The sequence below is a fragment of the Massilia consociata genome, assembly GCF_042432755.1.
GTDB classification, from domain to species: Bacteria; Pseudomonadota; Gammaproteobacteria; order Burkholderiales; family Burkholderiaceae_D; genus Telluria; species Telluria consociata.
In genome coordinates, this window is sequence record NZ_JBHLWP010000003.1 from 14,851 (window position 1) to 35,222 (window position 20,372).

The following is a 20,372-nucleotide window of genomic DNA, read 5'->3' on the forward strand; positions in this document are numbered from 1 at the left end:
CGGTTCAGTCTTCCTTGCGCTGCAGTTGCGTGGCCAGGCGCGCCAGCTTGGTCGCGTAGGCCGGGTCGGTCGCGTAGCCGCCCTTGGCCAGGCCGCGGGCAAAGGCGTGCGCGTCGTTGCCGACGCCCAGCGCGCCCTTGTAGCGCGGGTTATCGATGAGCAACTGGGCGTAGTCGCGGAAGGCGCTGCCGGCATCCGGATAGGCGCGGAAACGTTCGCGCGTCCTGATCGCCGCGCCGTTCACGTATTCCGTGGTCGCCGATTCGCTCACCGCGCCGTCCCAGTTGCCGCCGGCCTTGATGCCGAACAGGTTATGGCTCGAGGCGCCGCTGCCGTTCCTGAGCGGACGCTGGCCCCAGCCCGATTCGAGCGCGGCATGGGCCGACACCAGTTCCGGCGCCACCCCCAGCTGTTCGGCGGCCTGGCGCGCCCAGGGCGCGATGCTTTCCAGGAAGGCCTGCTGCCTCGGCGAGCTTGCACCGCTGCCGATGCCGGCCATGGCGCCGATATCGCCAACGCCGTCCGCGTCGCCTTCCGCCTCGCCGCCGATGATGCCGGCGGCACGGGCGCGCCACATGGCGCCTTCGGCGCTCAGGCTTGCCGCGCCGCTGGCGCCGCCGTCGCCGTTCTGGATGTAGGCGGCGACTTCGCCCTGTACGTCATTGAACATGCTGCCGAAGCCGCTGCCGCCGCCGGTTGCCGCGGTGGGACGGGTGGCGACGGTCGGCGCCAGCGGCTGCGTCGCCGGTATCGAAAAATCAGCGTGGCGCATAGATGCCTTCCTCGCCATGCAGCACGCGCTGCATCACGGTGTATTGTTCGGCCAGCAGGGTGCCGTTGCGGGTGCTGGCTTCCTTGCAGGCCCGCACGGTGCGCTCCAGGTCGCCCCAGGCGGATGCCAGGGCGTCGCGCGCCGGTCCGGGCAGGGTGCCGATGAACTGCGCCATCGTCGCCTCCGGGCCCAGCAGGGCGCGCACCAGCGACACGCGCTGCTGGCGGCGCGCCTCCATCGCGTCGAGCAGGGGCGTGAGCAGTTCCGCCAGTCCGGCCAGCTCGCTGCTGCGGTGGCGCAGCGCAGCTTCGAACTGGCGCTCGAGCAGGGCCAGCACTTCGGCGCTGTCGCGCACGTCGGCCTGGACCCCGTCGGCAAGCGCGGTGATGGCTTGCTGGCGCGTCAGGCGCGGCAAGTTCGGGCTCATCCGCGGCCTCCGCCGTGGAAGCGCTGGATCAGGCCGGCCAGACGGCCCGGATCGAAGGGCAGCTCCCCCTTGGCCAGCGCATCGCGCAGTTCGGCCACGCGGGCGGCGTCGAAGTCCGGCATCGCGCGCAGGGCCTCGGCGGCCGGCTGCAGCACCTCCGACTGCAGGGCAGGGGCGGCGGCTGCACGGGCCGTCTCGGCCGGCGCAGGGGTGGAGACGCGCTGGGTGCCGATGGTCACGGTAGGGGGCGTCGCGCCGGTGATTTTCATGCGGGTACCTCGGGTTTTCGATTGAATGCTCATGGGTTCGGGCCTTGCTTCGGCAACTGGCCGCGCAGCTTTTCCAGTTCGGCCGTGCCGGGCATGCTGATCGACGCATCCTTGCCCAGCGGCGTAGTAGCGCCCGGCTTGCCGAACATGCCGGAGACCAGGCGCGATTGCGCGCTGGTCAGGATCAGCAGTTCGATGCGGCGGTTCTCGCCTGCCAGCGGCTGCTCGGCCTCCAGCGGTGCGCGGTCGGCCATGCCGACGACCTGCAGCACGGTTTCGGTGCGCATGCCGCCGCCGAGCAGCTCGGCACGGGCGGACAGTGCGCGGTCGGTCGACAGCGCCCAGTTCGAGTAGCCGCCCTTGTCCGAGCCGGCGAAACGGGACGAGTCGGTATGGCCGACGATCAGCATCTGGTTTTCCATCTGGGCAAACAGCGGCCCCATCTTGCGCAGCAGTTTCACGAAGCGGCCGGTGGGCAGGGCGCTGCCGCGCATGAACATGCCCTGGCGGTCGGTATCGTGCAGCATGACGCGCAAGCCGTAGGGGGTGACGATGGTATCCAGGTTGGACGCGAGGCCCGCGTCCGCGCTCATCTCGCCCAGCGCCTTCGCCAGCGCGGCCAGTTCGGACGGCGACTCGTAGGCCACGCGCGGCTGGCTCGGCGCACCCGGCGCATTGCTGCCGGTGCTGCCGGCCGTCGGCAGCTGGAAGCGTTCGATCAGGCTGCCGCTGGGCTCGGAAGCGATGGCCGGCTTGTGGCCCATGCCCTCGAGCATACCGCTGTCGGTTGCATCGCGCACGATTTTCTTGAGATTCTGTTGTTCCCGCGAGGCAATCAACCACAGGACCAGGAACAGTGCCATCAAGGCCAGGCAGAAGTCGGCGAACGCGACCTTCCAGGCGCCGCCATGCTCGTCGTGCGCGTGCTTGCCGCCACCGCGCTTGACGATGGTGGCTTCGTGGTGTTTGTCTTTTTGGCTCGACACGATCAACCCGCCATGCGGTCGCTACCGCGGCGCCGCTTGTTCTGCGATTCATCTTCGCCGCCCATCGCATTGATCCACTGTTCCAGCTGGGCGAAACTCGGCTTGGTGTTCAGCTGGATCAGGCGCCGGCCGGCGTCGATCGCCAGCAGGGCCGGCTTGCCGGCCACGTGGGTGCACAGCACCACCTTCACGGTTTCCATGGTCGAGGCTTCGGAATTGACCGACTGCTTCATCAGGTTGGCCAGCGGTTCCAGCAGGCCGTAGCACAAGAAAATGCCGATGAAGGTGCCGACCATCGCCGTGCCGATCTTCTCCGCGATCTCGCCCGAGTCGGCGCCTGCCGATACCGAGTACATCGCCATCACGATGCCCAGCACCGCGGCCAGGATGCCGAAGCCCGGCATCGCTTCGGCGATCTTCTGCAGCGACTTGGCGGGCTGCGTGAGTTCCTCGTGGATGGCTTCCAGTTCCTGTTCCAGCACGCCTTCCAGTTCGTGCGCATTGATCTTACCCATTGCCATCAGGCGGAAGTTGTCGACGATGAAGGCCAGCAGCTTCGGCTCTTCGAGGATGCGCGGGTAGCGCTGGAACATCGGGCTTTCCGACGGAGCTTCGACGTGGGCGTCGAGAGCCTTCAGGCCGCCTGCAGCGGTCTGCAGCAGTTCGTACATCAGCAGCAGCAGCTGGCGCTGGAATTCCGAGTCGTGCTTCTTGCGCGCGGCGACCTTCTTGAGCTGGTGGCCCAGCTCGCCCAGCACGTGCTTCGGGTTGCCGAGCACCAGCGCACCGGCGGCGGCGCCGCCGATGATGAGGAGTTCGATCGGGTGGAAGATCGCCGAGAAGGTGCCGCCCATCAGGGTAAATCCCCCGAAGACGCACCCGAGCACGATGGCAAGACCGAGTAATTGCTGCATGACGTAAGCCTTTCTTGTTGCTTGTTTGATCAGGCGCGCTGCAGCGCGGCCTTCATTTTTGCCAGGGCACTCTTGTTGAGCTGGCAGACGCGGGCGTCCGACAGGTCGAGCACGGCGGCGATTTCCTTGTAGCTCAGTTCGAACTCGTAGATCATCTGGATCACGCGCTGTTCTTTTTCGTTCAGGCTGCCCAGGACCTGCTCGAGGCTGCGGCGCACCAGGTAGGCCTCTTCGGGGCTGGGGGCGCTGTGTGCGTGCTCGCTCGCTTCCTGCAGCACTTCGTCGAAGCTGAGCATCTCCTCGGCGCAGTCGTCCAGCACATGCTGGCGGAATTCTTCCAGCGTGACGCCGAGCGCGGCAGCCGCCTCCTTTTCGAGCGGCTCGCGGCCCAGCTTGCGTGTCAGTTCGCGAAGCGCATCGCGCACGCGATGGCTGTCCTGGCGCACGGCGCGCGGGCGCCAGTCCTGGCGGCGCAGCTCGTCGAGGATGGCGCCGCGCACGCGCAAGCCGGCATAGCTGCCGAAGCCCTTGTCGGGCGTGCCGTAGCGGCGCAGCGCTTCGAGCAGCCCCATCAGCCCGATCTGCTCCATGTCCTCGCGCGAGATCGCGCCGGAGACCTGCGAGTTCAGCTGGCGCACGATGCGCTTGACCAGCGGCGCGTACGCCAGCAGGTGGCGTTGTTCCTCGCCCGGCGTCATGCCTGCGTTGGCCGGCGCCTCCCCGTACATGGCGGCGGCGCCGGAATCGGCGTAGTCGGCTAGATAGGCCACGTTATCCCCGGTGTGCTCGGTGCGGTTGCACGTCAGTTACTCGATGATCAGCTTGCCGATCATGACTTCGGAAAACGGCTTCAGGTGGTTTTCCTTGGCATAACTGGCGTCGAAGGTCTTGTTCAGCACAGCGGCGTACTCGTCCACCGTCATGGCGGACGCTTCGGACAGCGTGTGGCTCGAGAGCGAAGACACGGCAATGCTGCGCAGCAGCGGCAGGTGTTCCTTGGTTTCCTTTTCCTGTTCCGGCGTGGTGGCCAGCACCAGGTCGACGGACAGGTAGTGCGCCGCCTGCTCGCCCGGCGCGCGGCGCAGCATGACGATCACCTTGTCGAGGGTGACGTACTTGGTCAGCTTCTTTTCCGGTTCCTTCTTCGGTGCTTCGGCCGTGGCCCCGGCGGCAGGGGCTGGCGACATGTACCACATCGCGCCGCCGGCGGCGGCGGCTGCGAGGATGGCGACGCCGAGGAAGGCGGCGATCAGTTTGGCTTTGCTGTTCATGGTCGTTCGGTCAAGCGCGTCCGTTCAGCGAGAACGCGGTGTTGGGGTGGTGGGCCTCAAGCAGGGCTGCGCCGGGAGCGCGCTCGTCCTGTTCCTGGCCCTGCTGGCTGCCGCGTCCCTGCGCATCCGCGCCGAACTGTGCGCCCGCCTGGGCCGTGGCCTGGGCACGCGGCGCCTGGCTGACGTTCACCGACACGTCGGTGAACTGGCGGGCCGCGAGGTCGTTGCGCAGGTTGTCGCTGACGGTGTTCAGCTGGCGCAGCACTTCGCTGTGCGTGGCCGTGATGTTCACTTCCAGGCTGCCCGCGGCGTGGCGGATCGAGATCTCGACCCGGCCCAGCATCGGCGGCTCGAGGCGGATGGTGGCCTGCTCGGCGCTCTTGCCGAGCTGGAGGTTCAGGCGCTCGCCCAGCGCGTCCTGCAGGCTCTGGCGCCATGCGCTCGGCGGGCCGGACAGGGTCAATGTTGCGCCATCGCGTGCCGGGGCGCCCGGTGCGCCGGGAGCAGCCACGCCGAAGCCGGCGCCCGCGGGTGCCGGCGCAGGCTGGCTGTCGGCGGCGCCGGCGTCGCCCGCCTGCGCTGCGGCCATGGCCGGCGCGGGCTTGGCATCGGCTGCTTGTGTCGACGCCGGCGGGGCCGCTGCGGCGCCGCTGCGCGCCAGTTGCGCGCCCACGGCATCGGTGGCCTGTGCCGGCAGGGAGACGGCGGGCGGCAGCTCGACCGCGCCCGCGGCCGCCGCGGGTACCGGTGCGGCTTCCCGGCGCGACGGTTCCGCGCCGCCGGCCGCCATGCGCACGGCCAGCGGCAGGGCTGCCGGCAGGGCCGGCATCATCGCGGGCATCAGCGGCATGGCCAGGGCGGCGAGGGGCTCGACGGCATCATCGGCCGGCTCGCCGGCGTCTGGCGGCAGGGCTTCGTCCGCTGCCGCCGTTGCGGCGTCGGGCAGCCCGGACGCGCCATCGGGCGGCAGGGCAGGGGCATCCTGCATGAATTGCAGGAAGGGCAGCGGGCCCGGCACGCCCGCCTGGGCGGCGAGCGCCGGGTCGAGCGCCAGGGCGCCTGCAACGGCGGGCATAGCGGCCGCAGTGGCTGCGGTAGCTGCGGTAGCCGCGTCGCCGGCAGCCGGCATGGGAGCGCCGTTCATCGCGCCGCTCATCGTGCTATTCATCGAGATGTTCATGGTTGGGGTGATCCAGTACCGGGTTCGTCCGCGAGGGCATAGGCCATCCAGCCTTCCTTGTTGCCGCGCATGTCGTCGAGGCGCGCCTGTAGCTGCGTGGTGGTGGCGGCAACTTGGACGGCAGCGCCGTCGTGCGCGCTGCGCAGGCGACCCAGGGCCGCGCGCTCGGCGCCAGTCCAGGGCGTGCCGGCGCCGAGCCGCTGCAGCGCCGGCGCGAGCTCGCCCACGGCGCGGCCGAGCAGCTCCCAGTCGGAACGGGAAGCCGCATCGCGCAGCACGGCAGCAAGGCCGTCGATGGCGCGCGTCCTATTCATTGCGCTCCTGGACGCCTTTCCAGCCTTCGCGGATCGTGGTCAGGACACGGATCACTTCATCGACCATCGCCGGGTCCAGCTTGATGCCGGCGCCGTGCAGGTGCTGGACGCAGAAATCATAGATGCGCGCGAGGTTGGCGACGGTCTCGCCGCCCTGCTCGAAGTCGAGGGAGCTCGACAGGCCGTTGATGATTTCGACGCACTTGTCGATGCTCGCGGCCTTGGCTTCGAAGCGGCGGGCGGCGATGTGGGCGCGCGCGCGCGCCAGTTCGTCGAGCAGGCCGTCGGTGAGCAGCAGGACCAGCTCGACGGGCGAGGCGCGCGAAGTCTGCGCATCCAGGTTGACGGCGTGGTAGTCGCCGTAGGCTTCTTGGTAGGACATCGTGGATTCTCTCTAGTCTCTCTAGTCTCTCTTGTTGCCGAACAGGGCATCGAACATCGAGCTGTTGCTCGACATCTGGTTCTGCAAAGCCTGCAGTTGGGTGAATTGGATCAGGTAGCGCTGGTAAGCCGCGTCGTACTGCTTGTCCAGCATGTCCTGGCGGGTGGCCGTGTCGGCCTGCAGTTTCGAGACCGCTTCCTGGCGGGTCTTGATCTGGCCGTTGGCGGCGCTGGTCCAGCCCTTCAGGTATGCGTCGAGTTTCCCGGTCAGACCCGTTGGCGTCGTTCCGGAAGTGCTGCCTATCAAGCTGTCGAGGCCGGTCGGATTCGTCGCGAGGGCCTTGTTCAAGCGCGCCGTGTCGACCGACAGGGTACCCTGGCGATTGGCGATAATGCCATAGGCGGCCAGGCTGTCGCTGCCGGTCGGACGCACCAGGCTTACCAGCCGATCGCGCAGTGTAGTGACGCCGCTGTCGCCGGCGAATGGACCGCCGGTCACACCTTTCGACGGATCGCCCGGCGCCACCAGCGCGTCGACCGCGCTCTTGAGCTTGTTGTAGGCATCGACGAAAGCCTGCACATTGGCGTTGGTTGCGTTGGTGTCAGTCCCGACCGTCAGGGTAACAGGGGAGGTCGTCGTTTTCGCGAACGTCACCGACACGCCGTCGATGCCATTGAAGGTGTTGGTCGGCTGCGTGATCGCCGTACCGGTGGCCGAGCCGACCCGGATCACGGCATCCTGCGCAATCACAATGGTATTCGGCTTGTCGAACGGTGGAGCCGGTAGAGCCGGCGGAGCGGACGAACTAGCTGAACCAGTCGGTTCAGTCGGCTCAGTCGGCTCAGTCGGCTCAGTCGGCTCAGTCGGCTCAGTCGGCTCAGTCGGCTCAGTCGGCTCAGTCGGCTCAGTCGGCTCAGTCGGATCATGTGCAGGAGCACCGTATCCGATCGATATCGCACTGCCTGCGCCCGTATTCTTCGCAGTCAGCACCAGCTCATACTTGCCAGGCCCGGTACTGATGACGGAGGCCGTCACGAGTGAGGTGTTCTTGGGCGACGCGTTGATGGCTGCAGCGATCTCGCGCGGCGTCAGTGGGGTGTCGGGGCCGTCGGTGTTGGCAGCAGTGAGGTCGATGTCGATCGCCACGGAGCCGACATTGACAACCAAGTTGCCGGACGCGCCACTGTCCTCGTTTAGCGAATACGAGACTTGGCTGGCAGTAGCAAGTTTTTCAACGTAAAACGAATACACGCCAGCCGCAGCCGTTGCTTTGGCTGTGGCCTTGCCCACAGTTGTGTCGCTGAATACGGCGGATTGCGCAAACATGGTCTTGTTCGCCCCCGTCAAACCCGCCAGCGCCGTCTGGAAGGTGCTGAGCGCAGACCTGAGGCTGTTTAAACCTTTTTCGGTTGCACTGGCTCGGTTGGTTCGCGTAGTCAGGACCTGCTGTTGCCCGGAAACGTACTTTTCGGCAAGTGCGGCCGCCGTGGACGCCGGATCGTAGCTGGGACTGGTGATTGCCATGTGTTCTCTCCTCTGTGTACTTGGCCTAAGCCGTCCGTCCTGCCAGCCACGATTGGGTGGCGATGTCGTCTTCACGCTTGCGCATGATCCGGTCCTGCTCGCGCGCGAGCTGCACCTGCTGCTGCTCCAGCACCTTGCCGAGCAGCTCACGGCGGGTCCAGGCTGCCGTCAACTGGCGCTGCGCCACCGCCATGTTGGCCTCGTGCAGGGCCAGGTCGGTGCGGTGCAGGTCGGCCATCGCCATCACGTTCTGCTTGTAGGCGCCGCAGTTCAGGGCCAGCGCCGGCGGCAAGGTGCCGGTGGCGCCGCTGCCGGTCGCCAGCGCATCCAGGCGCGCCAGGTTGTTCTGGTAGCGCGTGCGCGTCGCTTCCTGGCTGGCCAGGTCGGCCTGCAGGCGGTCCACGTCGAGCGTACGCAGCTGCACCAGGGTGCCGAGACTTTGAATCGTGTGCTCGCGCTTCATGCCATCATCGCTTTCAGTTGTTCGACGCAGCCCGTCATCGGCGCTTCTTCACGCGTGCCCTGGCACAGGAAGGCTTCGATGTGCGGGTGCAGGCGCACGGCCTTGTCGGTTTCAGGGTCCGCGCCAGGCACATAGGCGCCGAGCGGGATCAGGTCGCGCACGCGCGCGTGCTTGGACAGCGCCGCCTTCAGCTTGCGCGCGGCCAGCTGGTGTTCCGGGCCCACCACCTGCGCCATGCAGCGCGAGATCGACTGGGCCACGTCGATGGCCGGATAGTGGCCGCGCTCGGCCAGCTCGCGCGTGAGCACGATGTGGCCGTCCAGGATCGCGCGCGCCGAATCGACCACCGGGTCCTGCTGGTCGTCGCCTTCGGCCAGCACGGTATAGATCGCGCTCATGCTGCCCTTCGGGTTTTCGCCGTTGCCGGCCGACTCCACCAGTTGCGGCAGGTTCGAGAACACCGACGGCGGATAGCCGCGCGTGGCCGGCGGTTCGCCCAGCGACAGGGCCACCTCGCGCAGCGCCATCGCGTAGCGGGTCAGCGAATCGCACAGCAGCAGCACGTTCTGGCCGCGGTCGCGGAAATGGGCCGCGACCGAGTGGCACAGTTCGGTGGCCATCACGCGCATCAGGGGCGATTCGTCGGCCGGGGCCACCACCAGCACCGCGCGTTTCAGGCCGTCCGGGCCGAGCGACTTCTCGACGAACTCGCGCACTTCGCGGTTACGTTCCCCGATCAGGCCGACCACGATCACGTCGGCCACGGTCTGGCGCGTGATCAGGCCGAGCAGCACGGATTTACCCACGCCCGAGCCGGCCATCAGGCCGACGCGCTGGCCCTTGCCGATCGTGAGCATGGAATTGATCGCGCGCACGCCGACGTCGAGCGGTTCCTCGACCGGGGCCTTGCGCAGCGGGTTGACCTTCGGCGGGGTGATCGACAGCGGCTGGTCGCCGCCGAGCTTGCCCAGCCCATCGATCGGTTCGCCCATGCCGTTGACCATGCGGCCCATCCACGACGGGCCGATCATCAGGTCGTTCTGCACCGGGGCAGGCAGCACGCGCGCGCCGGTCGCCAGGCCGCTGGCCTTCTTGAACGGCATCAGGTACGAGACTTTCTCCTTGAAGCCGACGACCTGCGCGTCGAGCCAGCCGCCGTCGACTGTCTCGATGCGGCAGCGCTGGCCGGTGTGCAGCGGGCAGCCGCTCGACTCCAGCAGCAGGCCCTGGGCGCCGACCAGGCGGCCGGTCGGCGTGGCGACCGGCACCGCACCGAGTTCGACCGCGCGCAGCTTGGCGGCGAGGGCCGTCATTCGCCGTCCTCCTCGTCGAGCAGCTGTTCGCGCACCTGGTCCATCACGGCGCTCAAGCGGCCCTGGCAGCCGGCGTCGACTTCATTGTCGCCCGAGCGCACGCGGCACTCGCCCGGCTCGAGGCTCGGGTCGGGCAGCAGCGTCCATTTCTTGGCGCGCTTGGGGTCCAGCTCGAGCACGCGGCGCAGTTCTTCCGGATTGAGGAAGACCTCGACCTGGTCGCGCGAGGGCGGCATCACGGACAGCGCTTCTTCCACCAGGGCGAGCAGCTGCACCGGTTGCAACGCCAGCTCGGCGCGGATCACCTGGCGCGCGATCTTGCCGACCAGGTCCACGACTTCCTTGCGCTGGGCGGCGCGCATTTCGGTCTTGAGCTTCTTCAGGCTCTTGAGCATGGCGTCGATCGGCTTGCCCAGCTCCTCGAGCTGGGTGAGCGCCATCGCGCGGCCTTCCTCGATACCGCGCTGCAGGCCTTCGGCCTGGCCGGCCGGGAAGCCGTCCGCGCGGCCCTGGTCCAGGCCGGCCTCGTAGCCTTCGCGCTGGCCCTGGCGGTAGCCGTCAGCGAGCGCGGCCTGCCATTCTTCGGCCGAGCCGGCGCCGCCCGTGCCCGCCGCGCCCTTCGGCAGGGCGTGGGTGAGCTGGTGCAGCGGCGGGAAATGATAGGGCCGGAACTGCTTCATTCGGCGGTGGCCTCGGCAAACAGCTGGATGTCGATCTCGCCGGCGTCGGCCAGGGCCTTCACCGAAGTCATGATCTCGCGGCGGGTCTGTTCGATGCGCGACATCGGGACCGGGCCCGAGCGGCGCATCAGGTCCTCGAAGCTCTGGGCCTGGCGCTTGGGCATTGCGCTCAGGATGGCGTCGCGCAGCGCAGGCTCGGCGCCCTTGAGCGCGATCGCCCACTGGTCGAGCGGCACGTCGTCGAGCAGGCGGGTGATGACCTGTTCGGTCTGGCGCGACAGGATGAAGAAGTCGTACATCGACATCTCGATCTGCGACACGACTTCCGGATCGTGGGCGCGCAGCAGCTCGACCATGCCGGCACGGTTGTCCTGCAGGCGGTTCAGGATCTCGGCAACCTGGCGCACGCCTTCCACGCTCGCGCTCTGGGTGTCGAGCGCGGACAGGCAGCGGTTCACCAGTTCTTCCAGTTCCTGCAGCACGTCGCGGTCGATCTCGTCGAGGCGCGCCATGTTCAGCAGGACCAGTTCACGGCCCTCCACCGGCAGCGCTTCCAGGATCTGGGAAGCCAACGCCGGCGGCAGGAAGGCCAGGAACACGGCCTGCATCTGCACGTGCTCGGTCGAGACGAATTCGGCCAGCCACTTCGGCGACGCGTACTGCAGGCGCGCCATCATCGGGCGGATCGCGTCGCCATAGATCGTGTTCAGGACGCTGTTGGCGATGTCGTTGCCGAGCGCCAGGTCGAGCGAGCGCTTCAGGTAGCTGCGCGAGGCGGCGTGCAGGCCGCTTTGCTGGCGGTAGTCGTCGAAGAAGTTCTGGACCGCCGACTTCACGGAGTCGACCTTGATGCCGCTCATGCGCGACATGACCTGGGTCAGTTCCAGCAGTTCTTCGCGCTCGAGGCAGCGCAGCACGGCCGCGGCGCCTTCTTCGCCGATCGACAGCAGGACGATGGCGGCCTGTTCGACCGGAGTGAGCGCGCCTTCGTCGGCGCCTTCGTTATTCAGATCGGCCATGTTTTTTCTGTACCCATTGTTTGACAACTTCGGCAACGCGCTCAGGCTCTTTGCCGGCGAGGACTTTCAGGTGGTCGACCATCACGTCCACGGCCGAACCGGCTGGCGGGAGGTCGTAGTTTTCGAGCAGGGGGACGACCGGCATCGTGCCCGGCGCAGCAGCCGCAGCCGGGGCGCCGAGTGCCGTGGCGCCGGCTGCCGGGGCGGCCGCGCCGATGGCCGGGGCCGTCCCGGGCAGGGCGGGAACGGCGGCTGCCGCGCCGCCCGGCGCGCCCGGCAGGGCCGGCGCTGCGGGCATGAGCGGCGGCTGCGGCGCCAGGCGCGTGGTCAGCGCGCGCAGCAGCGGGCGGGCCAGCAGGAAATAGGCGAGCAGCGCAGCCAGGGCGTACAGGCCGTAGTTGGTCATGTCGACCACGTTGTCGCGCTCCTGCCACCATTCCTGGGCCACCGGGGCGGCCGGGAAGGTGAGGCTCGAGACGGTCAGCACGTCGCCGCGCGCCGCGTCGATGCCCAGGCCGCCGCGCAGGATCTTCTCGATGTTCGCCAGTTCGGCCGGGGTATAGCCGACTTTCGGGTCGGTCGCGCTGGCGTTGTTCAGCACCACCGCCACCGACAGCTTCTTCAGGCGGCCGCGCGAGCGCTTGATCTGGGTGATCGCGCGGTCATAGGCGTACTGGCGGGTAGTGGCGTTCTTGCGCGCGCTGCCGTCGTCGGGCTTGGCGGCAGCCGCATCCGGAGCCTGGCCATCGGCGGCTGCGGCCGGATCGGCCATCTGCGGCGGACGGTTCGACAGCGTGCCCGGCACGCCCAGCGCCATGCGGTTGCGCTCCATTTCCTCGCGCATCGCCTCGCTGGTGACCTTCGGGGCCTCGCCGTATTTTTCCTGGGTCTCTTCGATCTTGTCGTTGTCGACGTCGGCGGTGACGCTCAGCTTGAAATTGTTCACGCCCAGCACCGGCGCCAGCAGTTCGTTGACGTTGGCGCGCACCTCGTCGGTGTAGCGCTTGGCTGCGCTGTTGTCGCCCTGTCCCTGGGCCAGGCCGTCGTAGCCGTCGGCCAGGTCGACGCGCGAAGACAGGTAGTTGCCGGCCTGGTCCACCAGCGAGACGCGGCTCGGCTTCATGTTGGCGACGCTGCTCGACACCATGTTGACGATGGCGGCGATCTGCTCGTTCGACAGCGAACGGCCCGGCTTGACGGCGACCACCACCGAGGCGGACGACTGGTCGGCGGCGCCGGCCACGAAGGAACTGGTCTTGGCGATGGCCAGGTGCACGCGCGCCGACGCGATCGCGTCGATGGTCAGGATGCTCTGTGCCAGCTCGCCCTCGAGGCCGCGACGGAAGCGCACGTCCTGGACGAACTGCGACACGCCGAGCGGGTCGTTGCGGTCCATCAGTTCCAGGCCGGCCGGCAGCTGCGCGGTCACGCCCTTGGCGGCCAGCAGCATGCGCACCTTGCCCAGCTGGCCGGCCGGGACCATGACCTGGCCGCTGTCCGGGTGGATGCGGTAGGGGATGGATTCGGCTTCGAGCACGCTCATCATGTCGCTGGCGGCGACCTTTTCGCGTGCGCCGAACACCGGCTTGTAGTTGGCCTGGTTCTGCCACATGAACAGCATGACGGCGGCCGTGATGGCCACGGCCAGGCCCAGCAGCAGGGTGAAGTTGTTGCGCAGCAGGGGCGGCATGGCGGGGAGCGCCAGCTTGCCGCCGACGGCGGTCTTGAGCGAGGAAATCACAGGATAGTCTCTTGGAAACGCGTCTCTTTAATAGGGGAGATCAGACCGGCAGCTTGAGCAGTTCATCGACTGCGCCCATGACCTTGTTGCGAACTTGCATCAGCATCGAGAAGGACAGGCTCGCCTGCTGGCTGGCCAGCATGGCGCCGACCAGGTCGTCGCTCTTGCCGGCATCGACGGCGGCCATGCGCTCGCCGGCCGCGCGGTCTTCCTGGTCCACGCTGGCGATTGCGTCCTTCATCGACTGCATGAACGAGAAACCACCTTGCGAATTGTTAAATGCGCCTTGCGCCGCCAGGTCGGCGGCGGGGGTAATCGCGAGCCGGTTGGCTTCGTTTGTCAGGGCGGCAAGGTCGGCTTTGATCAGGCCGGCGAGTTCAGTTCCCATGCTTTATTCCAATGCGGGTTGCGTGTTGTTTGCGGGCGACAAAATGTGTCTTGTTTTGTCGGCTTTTGAGCCTGCTCAAGGCTCACATTGTTAAATATTGATCTACGAACGGCCGTTTTTTTCTTGACCCTTTTGCTGGGTTTTCCCTCTGTCTGTACTAGGGAAGGCCGGGATGGTGCGATGCGATAGGCATGATCTTACCGTAGGGCAAGTAGGAAATCAAAGGCGAATGTCAAAGTCTCTGCGGCAAATCTGCATGTATAATAGTTGCCTTGGGGAATGAAAAAATAACATTCTCCGTTACCCAGTGACTAATAATCAAGCCGATGAATCCACAAGACCGACCGCGCGACGACAAGTCCAGCCGCCACGGCAACTACCAGGTGCTCGACCCCAGCCTGCTGGGCCGTCCGGTGCACCTGCTGCCGAAATTCGCGCGCCGCTTCGCCGAAGCCCTTGGCACGGTGATGGGCGGCCCGGCCGGGCGCCGGTATTGGGGCGCCCACCGGCTGGCCGGCCTGGCCTTCGAGCGTGCGCCTGAAGAAGAGGGCTTGCGCTGGCTGGCCGTCGCCGGCCCGCTTGGCACCGCCGCGGTCGCTTTCGAGCGCGGATTGCTGCTCGGCCTGTTGGAAGGGCGCTACGGGCGCAAGAACGCGGCGCCCAGTGCGCAGCGCGATCCGGCCACCGAGCGCGTGACCGCCACCGAGGAACGCCTGGCCGCCACCCTGACCGCGCAGCTGGTCGAGCAGCTGTATGTGCGCGTGACCGAGGGCCTGGCCGGCGTGGGCGTGGAAGCGCCGGCCGCCGCGCCGCTGGAAGCCCCGGTCGCCGCCAGTGCGCCGGGCAAGGCCGGCTGGGTCATCCGCGTGACCCTGGACGCCACGCAGGGCGAGGCCGCCAGCCAGTGCTGGATCGCACTCGACCACGAACTCATGGCCCATGTGCTGCAGGGCCTCAAGGAGGAACGCAGCAGCGTGCGCACCCAGCGCGCCGCCGAACCGCTCGCCACCGGCCTGTCGGTCAAGCTCGACGGCCGCCTGGCCAGCAAGGAAATGACGCTGGCCGCGCTGTTCGAGCTGAAGGTGGGCGACATCATCCCGGTGTCGGTCGGGCGCGCCGACGTGCTGCTGGACGAATCGCGCCTGTTCACGGCCGCCGTGGCCGAACACAAGGGAAAACTCTGTCTAACCTCTTTTGAAGATGCCGAGTAAATGGATATGAACCTGAACGAGCAACTCAGTGGGCAAATGAATGGCGACGTGATCATCGACGACCTCGAGGGCGTCGAGGCCGCCACCGCCGTGGCGGGCACGAACGCTGCCCGCCAGCTGCCCGCGATGATGCGCCGCATCCCGGTGACCCTGACGCTGGAAGTGGGCTCTGCCCGCATCTCGCTGCAGGAGCTGATGTCGATCGGCCCGTCCTCGGTGGTGCCGCTCGACGCGCTGGCCGGCGAGCCGCTGGTCATCAAGGTCAACGGCGCGCCGATCGGCCGCGCCGAAGTCGTCGTCGCCGGCGAACAGTATGGCCTGAAGGTCATCGACCTCGACGGCCTGAACCTGGACATGATCGCGTCATGATGTTGACCATTCGCGGCGCGCAGGCAGTGCCGCTGCTGCGCCGTGCAGCGCCGGCGTTGGCCGGCGCACTGCTGTTGGTCGCACTGCCGGCGGCGGCCCAGGACCAGCCGAGCATCCTGCCCGGCGTGATCCCCGGTTCGACCCAGGGCATGACGGTCAAGTCGCAGATCCTGGTCCTGATGACCCTGCTCGGGCTGCTGCCCGTGATGGTCATGATGATGACCAGCTTCACCCGCTTCGTGATCGTGCTGTCGCTGCTGCGCCAGGCCCTGGGCCTGCAGCAGGGCCTGCCGAACCGCATCATCACCGGCATCGCGCTGATCCTCACCTTGCTGGTGATGCGCCCGGTGGGCGAAGCGGTGTGGCGCGACGCCTTCCTGCCCTACGACCGCGACAAGATCGGCCTGGAGCAGGCATTGAAGATCGCCGAAGTGCCGGTGTCGCGCTTCATGCTGGCCCAGACCAGCAAGACCTCGCTGGCCCAGGTCGCGCACCTGGCGGGCGAGCCGGCCAACCTGGCGCCGGAACAACGCAGCTTCACCGTCAAGCTGGCGGCCTTCGTGCTGTCGGAACTGAAGACCGCGTTCCAGATCGGCGCGATGCTGTTCATCCCGTTCCTGATCATCGACCTGGTGGTGTCGTCGGTGCTGATGGCGATGGGCATGATGATGTTGTCGCCGCTGGTGATTTCACTGCCGTTCAAGCTGCTGCTGTTCGTGCTGGTGGATGGCTGGACCCTGACCGTGAACACCCTGGTCGGCAGCATCCACGGCTACTAGACGAGAGACCGTATACAAATGAGTCCCGATATCGCTGTCGACCTGGTGGCCGAAGCCCTGCAGATCGTGATGCTGCTGGTGATGGTGCTGGTCGTGCCGGGCCTGGTCATGGGCCTGATCGTGGCGCTGTTCCAGGCCGCCACCCAGATCAACGAGCAGACCCTGAGCTTCCTGCCGCGCCTGCTGGTGACGCTGGTGGCGGTGATCGTCGCCGGCCACTGGATGACGACCACGCTGATGGATTACTGCGTGTCGGTGTTCCAGCGCGCGGCGACGCTCGCGACCTGACGGGAAGCCTCGGAACCGATGGAGCTGGTCAGCTTCCTGCTGCCGCTGATCGGCGCGCTGTGGTGGCCGTTCGCCCGCATCATGGCCATGATGGCGACCGCGCCGGTGCTGGGCGAGGGCATGGTGCCGATTCCCGTGCGCGCGCTGCTGGCGGTGGCCCTGAGCTTCATGATGCTGCCGGTGACCCAGCAGAGCGCCGTCGGCCCGATGCCGGACCCGTTCTCCTTGGGGGGCGTGGTGGCGATGTTCGAGCAGGCCGTGATCGGCGGGGTGCTTGGACTGGCGCTGCAGTTCGCGATGGCCGTCATCACGATGCTCGGCTTCCTGGCCTCGAGCCAGGTGGGCTTCTCGATGGCGCAGATGAACGATCCGGTCAACGGCCAGGCGTCGGACGTGGTGTCCAGCCTGATGTCGCTGGTGGCGATCCTGGTGTTCTTCGGGATCGACGGCCACCTGGTCCTGATGGGCGTGGTCGGCCAGAGCTTCAAGGCCTGGCCGGTCGGCGCCGGCTACGGCCCGATGCTGCTGGAAGCCATCGCGCTGAACCTGGCCTGGGTGTTTTCCGCGGCGGTGCTGCTGGCGCTGCCGATCGTGTTTTCGACAATGGTGGTGCAGATCGGATTCGGTTTCCTGAACCGGGTGGCGCCGAGTTTGAACCTGTTTTCGCTGGGCTTCTCGCTGGTGACGATCTTCGGCCTGTTGATGCTGGTGCAGGTGGTGCGTTTCATCCCCGAGCATTACGTCTCGATGACCAACCAGATCCTGGAGATGCTGCAGGAGCAGATGAGGATGGCACATGGCCGATAAAGGTACCGGTGGCGACAAGACCGAGAAGCCCACAGCGCAAAAGCTCAAGAAGGCGCGCCAGGAGGGCCAGGTCGTCCGCTCGCGCGACCTCGCGACCGCGGTCGGCATCCTGATCAGCCTGAAGATGTTCGCGCTGCTGGTGCCGGGTTACCTCGAGTCCTTCCGCGCGCTGTTCCGGCTGGTGTTCGTGCCGGTGGGCGAAGCGGGAGCGATCGAGAACGCGATGTCGGTCGTGTTCACGGGCGCGCTGGTGCTGCTGGTGAAGATGATCCTGCCGCTGCTGGCGGTGCCGTTCGCGATCGTCGCGGCCGGGGTGTTCCCGGGCGGCTGGATCGCGTCCGGCAAGAACATGGCGCCGAAGTTCAGCCGCCTGAGCCCCATCACCAACCTGGGCAACCTGTTCTCGCAGAAGCACTGGATCGGCTTTGCCACCTCGGCGGCCAAGGCGATCGTGCTGGGGCTGGTGCTGTGGCATGCGTGCCAGTCCAGCATGAAGGCCTACGTCGAGCTGCAGCGCCTGCCCTTGAGCGACGCACTGGCGAGGGGCACTTCGCTGATGCTCGACGGCCTGATGGCGATGGTGGCCGTGTTCATCGTGTTCGCGCTGATCGACGTGCCGGTGCAATCCTTCCTGTTCACGAAAAACCAGCGCATGAGCAAGCAGGAAGTGAAGGAAGAGCACAAGTCCAACGAAGGCAGGCCGGAGGTGAAGCAGCGCATCCGCCAGTTGCAGAACCAGCTGGCCCAGCGCAGCGTGCGCAAGAGCGTGCCGACGGCGGACGTGGTGATCGTCAACCCGGAACACTATGCGGTCGCGCTGAAGTACGACACCGATCGCGCCGAGGCCCCGTTCGTGGTGGCCAAGGGCGTGGACGAGATGGCGCTGTACATCAAGCGCGTGGCGCAGGAACACAGGATCGAAACCCTGACGCTGCCGCCGCTGGCGCGCGCCATCTACAACACCAGCCAGGTCCAGCAGCAGATTCCGGCCCAGCTGTACCAGGCGGTATCGCAGGTCCTGAACTACGTTTTACAACTGAACGCGTTCCGTGCAGGCCGGCGCCAGGCGCCCCCACGGTTCCCGAACGAGGTGGTCGTTCCATCTCATCTGAGTGAGGTATCCGCATGAATTTCCTGAACGGTTTTACTGCAGCACTGCGAAGCCACAAGTTCGCCGGGCCGGCGTTCCTGATCGCGCTGCTGGCGATGATCATGCTGCCGCTGCCGCCGGTGCTGCTGGACGTGCTGTTCACGTTCAACATCGTGCTGGCGCTGATCGTCATCCTGGTAGCGGTGACGGCCAAGCGTCCGCTCGACTTCTCGGTGTTCCCGACCGTGATCCTCGGCACCACCCTGATGCGCCTGGCGCTGAACGTGGCATCGACCCGCGTGGTGCTGCTCAACGGCCATACCGGTCCGGATGCGGCCGGCCATGTGATCGAATCGTTCGCGAACGTCGTCATCGGCGGTAACTTCGTGGTCGGCCTGGTGGTGTTCGTGATCCTCATGATCATCAACTTCATCGTGGTGACCAAGGGCGCGGAGCGTATCTCGGAAGTGTCGGCGCGCTTCACGCTGGACGCGCTGCCGGGCAAGCAGATGGCGATCGACGCCGACCTGAACGCCGGCCTGATCAACCAGGAACAGGCGATCCAGCGCCGCAAGGACGTGGCGGCGGAAGCCGACTTCTACGGCGCCATGGACGGCGCCTCGAAGTTCGTGCGCGGCGACGCCATCGCCTCGATCCTGATCCTCATCATCAACCTGGTCGGCGGTATCGCGATCGGCGCCCTGATGCACGGCCTGCCGCTGGGCGAATCCTTCAAGGTCTACGCGCTGCTCACCATCGGTGACGGCCTGGTGGGCCAGATCCCGGCCTTGCTGCTGTCGGCTGCGGCGGCGATCCTGGTGACCCGCATCGGCGAATCGGGCGACCTCGAGAACCAGGTGGGCGGCCAGTTGCTGGCCCAGCCGGCGGTGCTGTTCTCGGCTGCGGGCGTGATGGTCATCCTCGGCCTGGTGCCGGGCATGCCGACGATCACCTTCTTCATCTTCGCCGCGGTGCTGGGCTTCGTCGGCTGGAAGCTGACCAAACGGGTCAAGGCGCCGGACAACGCCGGCGTGGCGGCGATCGAGGCGGCGCTGCGCGACGAGCGCGCGCCGGAACTCGACTGGCAGGCGCTGCCGGTGGTGCAGCCGGTGACGGTGGCCGTGGGCTACAAGCTGGTGGGCATGCTGGACAAGGCCCAGGGCGAGCCCTTATCCAAGCGCATCAAGGGCGTGCGCCAGAGCCTGTCGGAGCAGATGGGCATGCTGCTGCCCGCGATCAGCGTGCGCGACGACCTGGCGCTGCGCCCGGCGCAGTATGCGATCAGCCTGTCGGGCACGGTGGTGGCCGAAGCCGAGGTCATGCCCGATCACCTGATGGCGATCCCGTCGCCGAACGTGTACGGTGAACTGGACGGCATCCCGGGCATCGAGCCGGCCTACGGCATGGCGATTACCTGGATCCTGCCAGACCAGAAGGCCCATGCGCTGGGCCTGGGCTACCAGGTGGTCGAGGTGCCCAGCGCCATCGCCACCCACACCTCGAAGGTGGTGCGCGAATACCTGCACGAGCTGTTCCGCCACGAAGACGTCCCGGCGATCATCGAGCGCCTCACCGCGCTGTCGCCGAAGCTGGCCGCGGCGCTGGAAAAGGCGCTGACGCACACCCAGCTGCTGCGCGTGTTCCGCGTGCTGCTGGCCGAGAACGTGTCGCTGAAGGACATCGTGGTGATCGCCACCACGCTGCTGGACAGCTGCGAGACCACCAAGGACCCGATCCTGCTGGCGGCCGAGGTGCGCTGCGCGCTGCGGCGCCAGATCGTCTCGAACCTGTTCGGCAAGAAGAAGGACATGCCGGCCTTTAACCTGTCGGCGGAGCTGGAAAACATGCTGCTCGGTTCCCTGAACCAGGCGCGCCAGAACGGCGGCGGCAAGGTCGCGCTGGACAACTACCCGATCGACCCGCAACTGCTGTCCCAGCTGCAGATCAACATGCCGGTGGCGCGCGAGCAGATGAAGCAACAGCGCACGCCGCCGCTGCTGCTGGTGCTGCCGCAAGTGCGCCCGCTGCTGGCCCGCTACGCGAAACTGTTCGCGCCGGGACTGCATGTCCTGTCGTACAACGAAATCCCGGAAAACCGCGACGTGTCGATCATCGGCACCGTGGGATGACGCGTAAGCCGTGTGCGGCAGGAGGGACCTGCCGCCGCTCGAGTTCATTCCGGCGA

Annotated in this window: 24 protein-coding genes; 7 read left to right on the forward strand and 17 right to left on the reverse strand. The window is 67.2% G+C overall.

The features are described 5' to 3' along the window. Window positions 1-4: 4 nt before the first annotated feature. From ACFFJK_RS01630 to fliE, 17 genes are all read right to left on the reverse strand, one after another. A complete protein-coding gene (locus tag ACFFJK_RS01630) occupies window positions 5-772 on the reverse strand; it encodes a glycoside hydrolase family 73 protein (protein ID WP_379677342.1) in 768 nt (255 codons plus the stop codon). Continuing rightward, window positions 759-1,199 carry a flagellar export chaperone FlgN gene (gene flgN / locus ACFFJK_RS01635; RefSeq protein ID WP_379677343.1) on the reverse strand — a complete coding sequence of 147 codons (441 nt, stop codon included), beginning with the start codon at window positions 1,197-1,199 and terminating at the stop codon, window positions 759-761. Before flgN ends, ACFFJK_RS01630 begins: the two co-directional genes overlap by 14 nt. Beyond that, window positions 1,196-1,468, reverse strand: a complete 273-nt coding sequence (gene flgM / locus ACFFJK_RS01640) for a flagellar biosynthesis anti-sigma factor FlgM (protein ID WP_379677344.1) — start codon at window positions 1,466-1,468, stop codon at window positions 1,196-1,198. The genes flgN and flgM overlap by 4 nt, the downstream gene beginning before the upstream one ends. Window positions 1,469-1,497: 29 nt before the next feature. Then, entirely contained in the window at window positions 1,498-2,454 is a 957-nt protein-coding gene (locus ACFFJK_RS01645) for a flagellar motor protein MotB (RefSeq protein WP_379677345.1), read from the reverse strand. A 2-nt stretch (window positions 2,455-2,456) separates the two neighbouring features. Then, window positions 2,457-3,368: a flagellar motor stator protein MotA gene (gene motA / locus ACFFJK_RS01650; protein ID WP_379677346.1), complete on the reverse strand. Its 912-nt coding sequence runs from the start codon at window positions 3,366-3,368 to the stop codon at window positions 2,457-2,459. Window positions 3,369-3,397: 29 nt separating this feature from the next. Continuing rightward, window positions 3,398-4,138, reverse strand: a complete 741-nt coding sequence (locus tag ACFFJK_RS01655) for a FliA/WhiG family RNA polymerase sigma factor (protein ID WP_379677347.1) — start codon at window positions 4,136-4,138, stop codon at window positions 3,398-3,400. Between the two features lie 36 nt (window positions 4,139-4,174). Further along, complete coding sequence (locus ACFFJK_RS01660) at window positions 4,175-4,639, reverse strand: flagellar basal body-associated FliL family protein (protein ID WP_379677348.1); 465 nt, start codon at window positions 4,637-4,639, stop codon at window positions 4,175-4,177. Window positions 4,640-4,649: 10 nt separating this feature from the next. After that, window positions 4,650-5,819, reverse strand: coding sequence for a flagellar hook-length control protein FliK (locus ACFFJK_RS01665; protein WP_379677349.1), 1,170 nt, complete (start codon window positions 5,817-5,819; stop codon window positions 4,650-4,652). Beyond that, window positions 5,816-6,133 carry a hypothetical protein gene (locus tag ACFFJK_RS01670; protein ID WP_379677350.1) on the reverse strand — a complete coding sequence of 106 codons (318 nt, stop codon included), beginning with the start codon at window positions 6,131-6,133 and terminating at the stop codon, window positions 5,816-5,818. Before ACFFJK_RS01670 ends, ACFFJK_RS01665 begins: the two co-directional genes overlap by 4 nt. Further along, on the reverse strand, window positions 6,126-6,515 hold the full coding sequence (gene fliS / locus ACFFJK_RS01675) for a flagellar export chaperone FliS (RefSeq protein WP_379677351.1): 390 nt from the start codon (window positions 6,513-6,515) through the stop codon (window positions 6,126-6,128). Before fliS ends, ACFFJK_RS01670 begins: the two co-directional genes overlap by 8 nt. Window positions 6,516-6,536: 21 nt before the next feature. Then, window positions 6,537-8,039 carry a flagellar filament capping protein FliD gene (fliD, locus tag ACFFJK_RS01680; protein ID WP_379677352.1) on the reverse strand — a complete coding sequence of 501 codons (1,503 nt, stop codon included), beginning with the start codon at window positions 8,037-8,039 and terminating at the stop codon, window positions 6,537-6,539. Between the two features lie 25 nt (window positions 8,040-8,064). Continuing rightward, window positions 8,065-8,502 (reverse strand): flagellar FliJ family protein, encoded by a 438-nt coding sequence (locus tag ACFFJK_RS01685; protein ID WP_379677354.1) that lies wholly within the window; start codon window positions 8,500-8,502, stop codon window positions 8,065-8,067. Further along, entirely contained in the window at window positions 8,499-9,815 is a 1,317-nt protein-coding gene (fliI, locus tag ACFFJK_RS01690; protein WP_379677355.1) for a flagellar protein export ATPase FliI, read from the reverse strand. The genes ACFFJK_RS01685 and fliI overlap by 4 nt, the downstream gene beginning before the upstream one ends. Then, the gene (gene fliH / locus ACFFJK_RS01695; protein ID WP_379677356.1) at window positions 9,812-10,495 is read right to left on the reverse strand and encodes a flagellar assembly protein FliH; all 684 of its coding nucleotides are present in this window, start codon (window positions 10,493-10,495) and stop codon (window positions 9,812-9,814) included. The genes fliI and fliH overlap by 4 nt, the downstream gene beginning before the upstream one ends. Beyond that, window positions 10,492-11,514: a FliG C-terminal domain-containing protein gene (locus ACFFJK_RS01700; protein WP_379677357.1), complete on the reverse strand. Its 1,023-nt coding sequence runs from the start codon at window positions 11,512-11,514 to the stop codon at window positions 10,492-10,494. Before ACFFJK_RS01700 ends, fliH begins: the two co-directional genes overlap by 4 nt. Beyond that, complete coding sequence (gene fliF, locus ACFFJK_RS01705) at window positions 11,498-13,204, reverse strand: flagellar basal-body MS-ring/collar protein FliF (RefSeq protein ID WP_379677646.1); 1,707 nt, start codon at window positions 13,202-13,204, stop codon at window positions 11,498-11,500. The genes ACFFJK_RS01700 and fliF overlap by 17 nt, the downstream gene beginning before the upstream one ends. 91 nt (window positions 13,205-13,295) lie before the next feature. After that, window positions 13,296-13,643, reverse strand: a complete 348-nt coding sequence (gene fliE, locus ACFFJK_RS01710) for a flagellar hook-basal body complex protein FliE (RefSeq protein ID WP_379677358.1) — start codon at window positions 13,641-13,643, stop codon at window positions 13,296-13,298. A gap of 326 nt (window positions 13,644-13,969) precedes the next feature. On the opposite strand from fliE, the gene ACFFJK_RS01715 reads away from it, so the two are divergent. From ACFFJK_RS01715 to ACFFJK_RS01745, 7 genes are read left to right on the forward strand one after another with little or no spacing between them, the layout of a single operon-like run. After that, the gene (locus ACFFJK_RS01715; protein ID WP_379677359.1) at window positions 13,970-14,854 is read left to right on the forward strand and encodes a FliM/FliN family flagellar motor switch protein; all 885 of its coding nucleotides are present in this window, start codon (window positions 13,970-13,972) and stop codon (window positions 14,852-14,854) included. Continuing rightward, window positions 14,855-15,223: a FliM/FliN family flagellar motor switch protein gene (locus ACFFJK_RS01720; protein WP_379677360.1), complete on the forward strand. Its 369-nt coding sequence runs from the start codon at window positions 14,855-14,857 to the stop codon at window positions 15,221-15,223. It begins immediately after the preceding gene. Further along, a complete protein-coding gene (fliP, locus tag ACFFJK_RS01725; RefSeq protein WP_379677361.1) occupies window positions 15,220-16,002 on the forward strand; it encodes a flagellar type III secretion system pore protein FliP in 783 nt (260 codons plus the stop codon). Before ACFFJK_RS01720 ends, fliP begins: the two co-directional genes overlap by 4 nt. A gap of 18 nt (window positions 16,003-16,020) precedes the next feature. Next, window positions 16,021-16,290, forward strand: coding sequence for a flagellar biosynthesis protein FliQ (gene fliQ, locus ACFFJK_RS01730; protein WP_379677362.1), 270 nt, complete (start codon window positions 16,021-16,023; stop codon window positions 16,288-16,290). 18 nt (window positions 16,291-16,308) lie between these two features. Continuing rightward, the gene (gene fliR, locus ACFFJK_RS01735) at window positions 16,309-17,097 is read left to right on the forward strand and encodes a flagellar biosynthetic protein FliR (protein WP_379677363.1); all 789 of its coding nucleotides are present in this window, start codon (window positions 16,309-16,311) and stop codon (window positions 17,095-17,097) included. Next, on the forward strand, window positions 17,087-18,226 hold the full coding sequence (locus ACFFJK_RS01740; RefSeq protein WP_379677364.1) for an EscU/YscU/HrcU family type III secretion system export apparatus switch protein: 1,140 nt from the start codon (window positions 17,087-17,089) through the stop codon (window positions 18,224-18,226). Before fliR ends, ACFFJK_RS01740 begins: the two co-directional genes overlap by 11 nt. Then, entirely contained in the window at window positions 18,223-20,316 is a 2,094-nt protein-coding gene (locus tag ACFFJK_RS01745) for a flagellar biosynthesis protein FlhA (protein WP_379677365.1), read from the forward strand. Before ACFFJK_RS01740 ends, ACFFJK_RS01745 begins: the two co-directional genes overlap by 4 nt. The last annotated feature ends 56 nt before the right edge of the window (window positions 20,317-20,372 follow it).

Coding starts and splice junctions, on each gene's coding strand:
- fliQ (WP_379677362.1), top strand. CDS start 16,021: ATGAGTCCCGATATCGCTGTCGACCTGGTGGCCGAAGCCCTGCAGATC.
- flgM (WP_379677344.1), bottom strand. CDS start 1,468: ATGAAAATCACCGGCGCGACGCCCCCTACCGTGACCATCGGCACCCAG.
- fliE (WP_379677358.1), bottom strand. CDS start 13,643: ATGGGAACTGAACTCGCCGGCCTGATCAAAGCCGACCTTGCCGCCCTG.
- ACFFJK_RS01685 (WP_379677354.1), bottom strand. CDS start 8,502: ATGAAGCGCGAGCACACGATTCAAAGTCTCGGCACCCTGGTGCAGCTG.
- ACFFJK_RS01670 (WP_379677350.1), bottom strand. CDS start 6,133: ATGAATAGGACGCGCGCCATCGACGGCCTTGCTGCCGTGCTGCGCGAT.
- fliS (WP_379677351.1), bottom strand. CDS start 6,515: ATGTCCTACCAAGAAGCCTACGGCGACTACCACGCCGTCAACCTGGAT.
- ACFFJK_RS01715 (WP_379677359.1), top strand. CDS start 13,970: ATGAATCCACAAGACCGACCGCGCGACGACAAGTCCAGCCGCCACGGC.
- ACFFJK_RS01745 (WP_379677365.1), top strand. CDS start 18,223: ATGAATTTCCTGAACGGTTTTACTGCAGCACTGCGAAGCCACAAGTTC.
- ACFFJK_RS01660 (WP_379677348.1), bottom strand. CDS start 4,639: ATGAACAGCAAAGCCAAACTGATCGCCGCCTTCCTCGGCGTCGCCATC.
- ACFFJK_RS01665 (WP_379677349.1), bottom strand. CDS start 5,819: ATGAACATCTCGATGAATAGCACGATGAGCGGCGCGATGAACGGCGCT.
- fliD (WP_379677352.1), bottom strand. CDS start 8,039: ATGGCAATCACCAGTCCCAGCTACGATCCGGCGTCCACGGCGGCCGCA.
- flgN (WP_379677343.1), bottom strand. CDS start 1,199: ATGAGCCCGAACTTGCCGCGCCTGACGCGCCAGCAAGCCATCACCGCG.
- ACFFJK_RS01700 (WP_379677357.1), bottom strand. CDS start 11,514: ATGGCCGATCTGAATAACGAAGGCGCCGACGAAGGCGCGCTCACTCCG.
- ACFFJK_RS01740 (WP_379677364.1), top strand. CDS start 17,087: ATGGCCGATAAAGGTACCGGTGGCGACAAGACCGAGAAGCCCACAGCG.
- fliF (WP_379677646.1), bottom strand. CDS start 13,204: ATGCCGCCCCTGCTGCGCAACAACTTCACCCTGCTGCTGGGCCTGGCC.
- motA (WP_379677346.1), bottom strand. CDS start 3,368: ATGCAGCAATTACTCGGTCTTGCCATCGTGCTCGGGTGCGTCTTCGGG.
- ACFFJK_RS01630 (WP_379677342.1), bottom strand. CDS start 772: ATGCGCCACGCTGATTTTTCGATACCGGCGACGCAGCCGCTGGCGCCG.
- fliH (WP_379677356.1), bottom strand. CDS start 10,495: ATGAAGCAGTTCCGGCCCTATCATTTCCCGCCGCTGCACCAGCTCACC.
- fliI (WP_379677355.1), bottom strand. CDS start 9,815: ATGACGGCCCTCGCCGCCAAGCTGCGCGCGGTCGAACTCGGTGCGGTG.
- fliR (WP_379677363.1), top strand. CDS start 16,309: ATGGAGCTGGTCAGCTTCCTGCTGCCGCTGATCGGCGCGCTGTGGTGG.
- fliP (WP_379677361.1), top strand. CDS start 15,220: ATGATGTTGACCATTCGCGGCGCGCAGGCAGTGCCGCTGCTGCGCCGT.
- ACFFJK_RS01720 (WP_379677360.1), top strand. CDS start 14,855: ATGGATATGAACCTGAACGAGCAACTCAGTGGGCAAATGAATGGCGAC.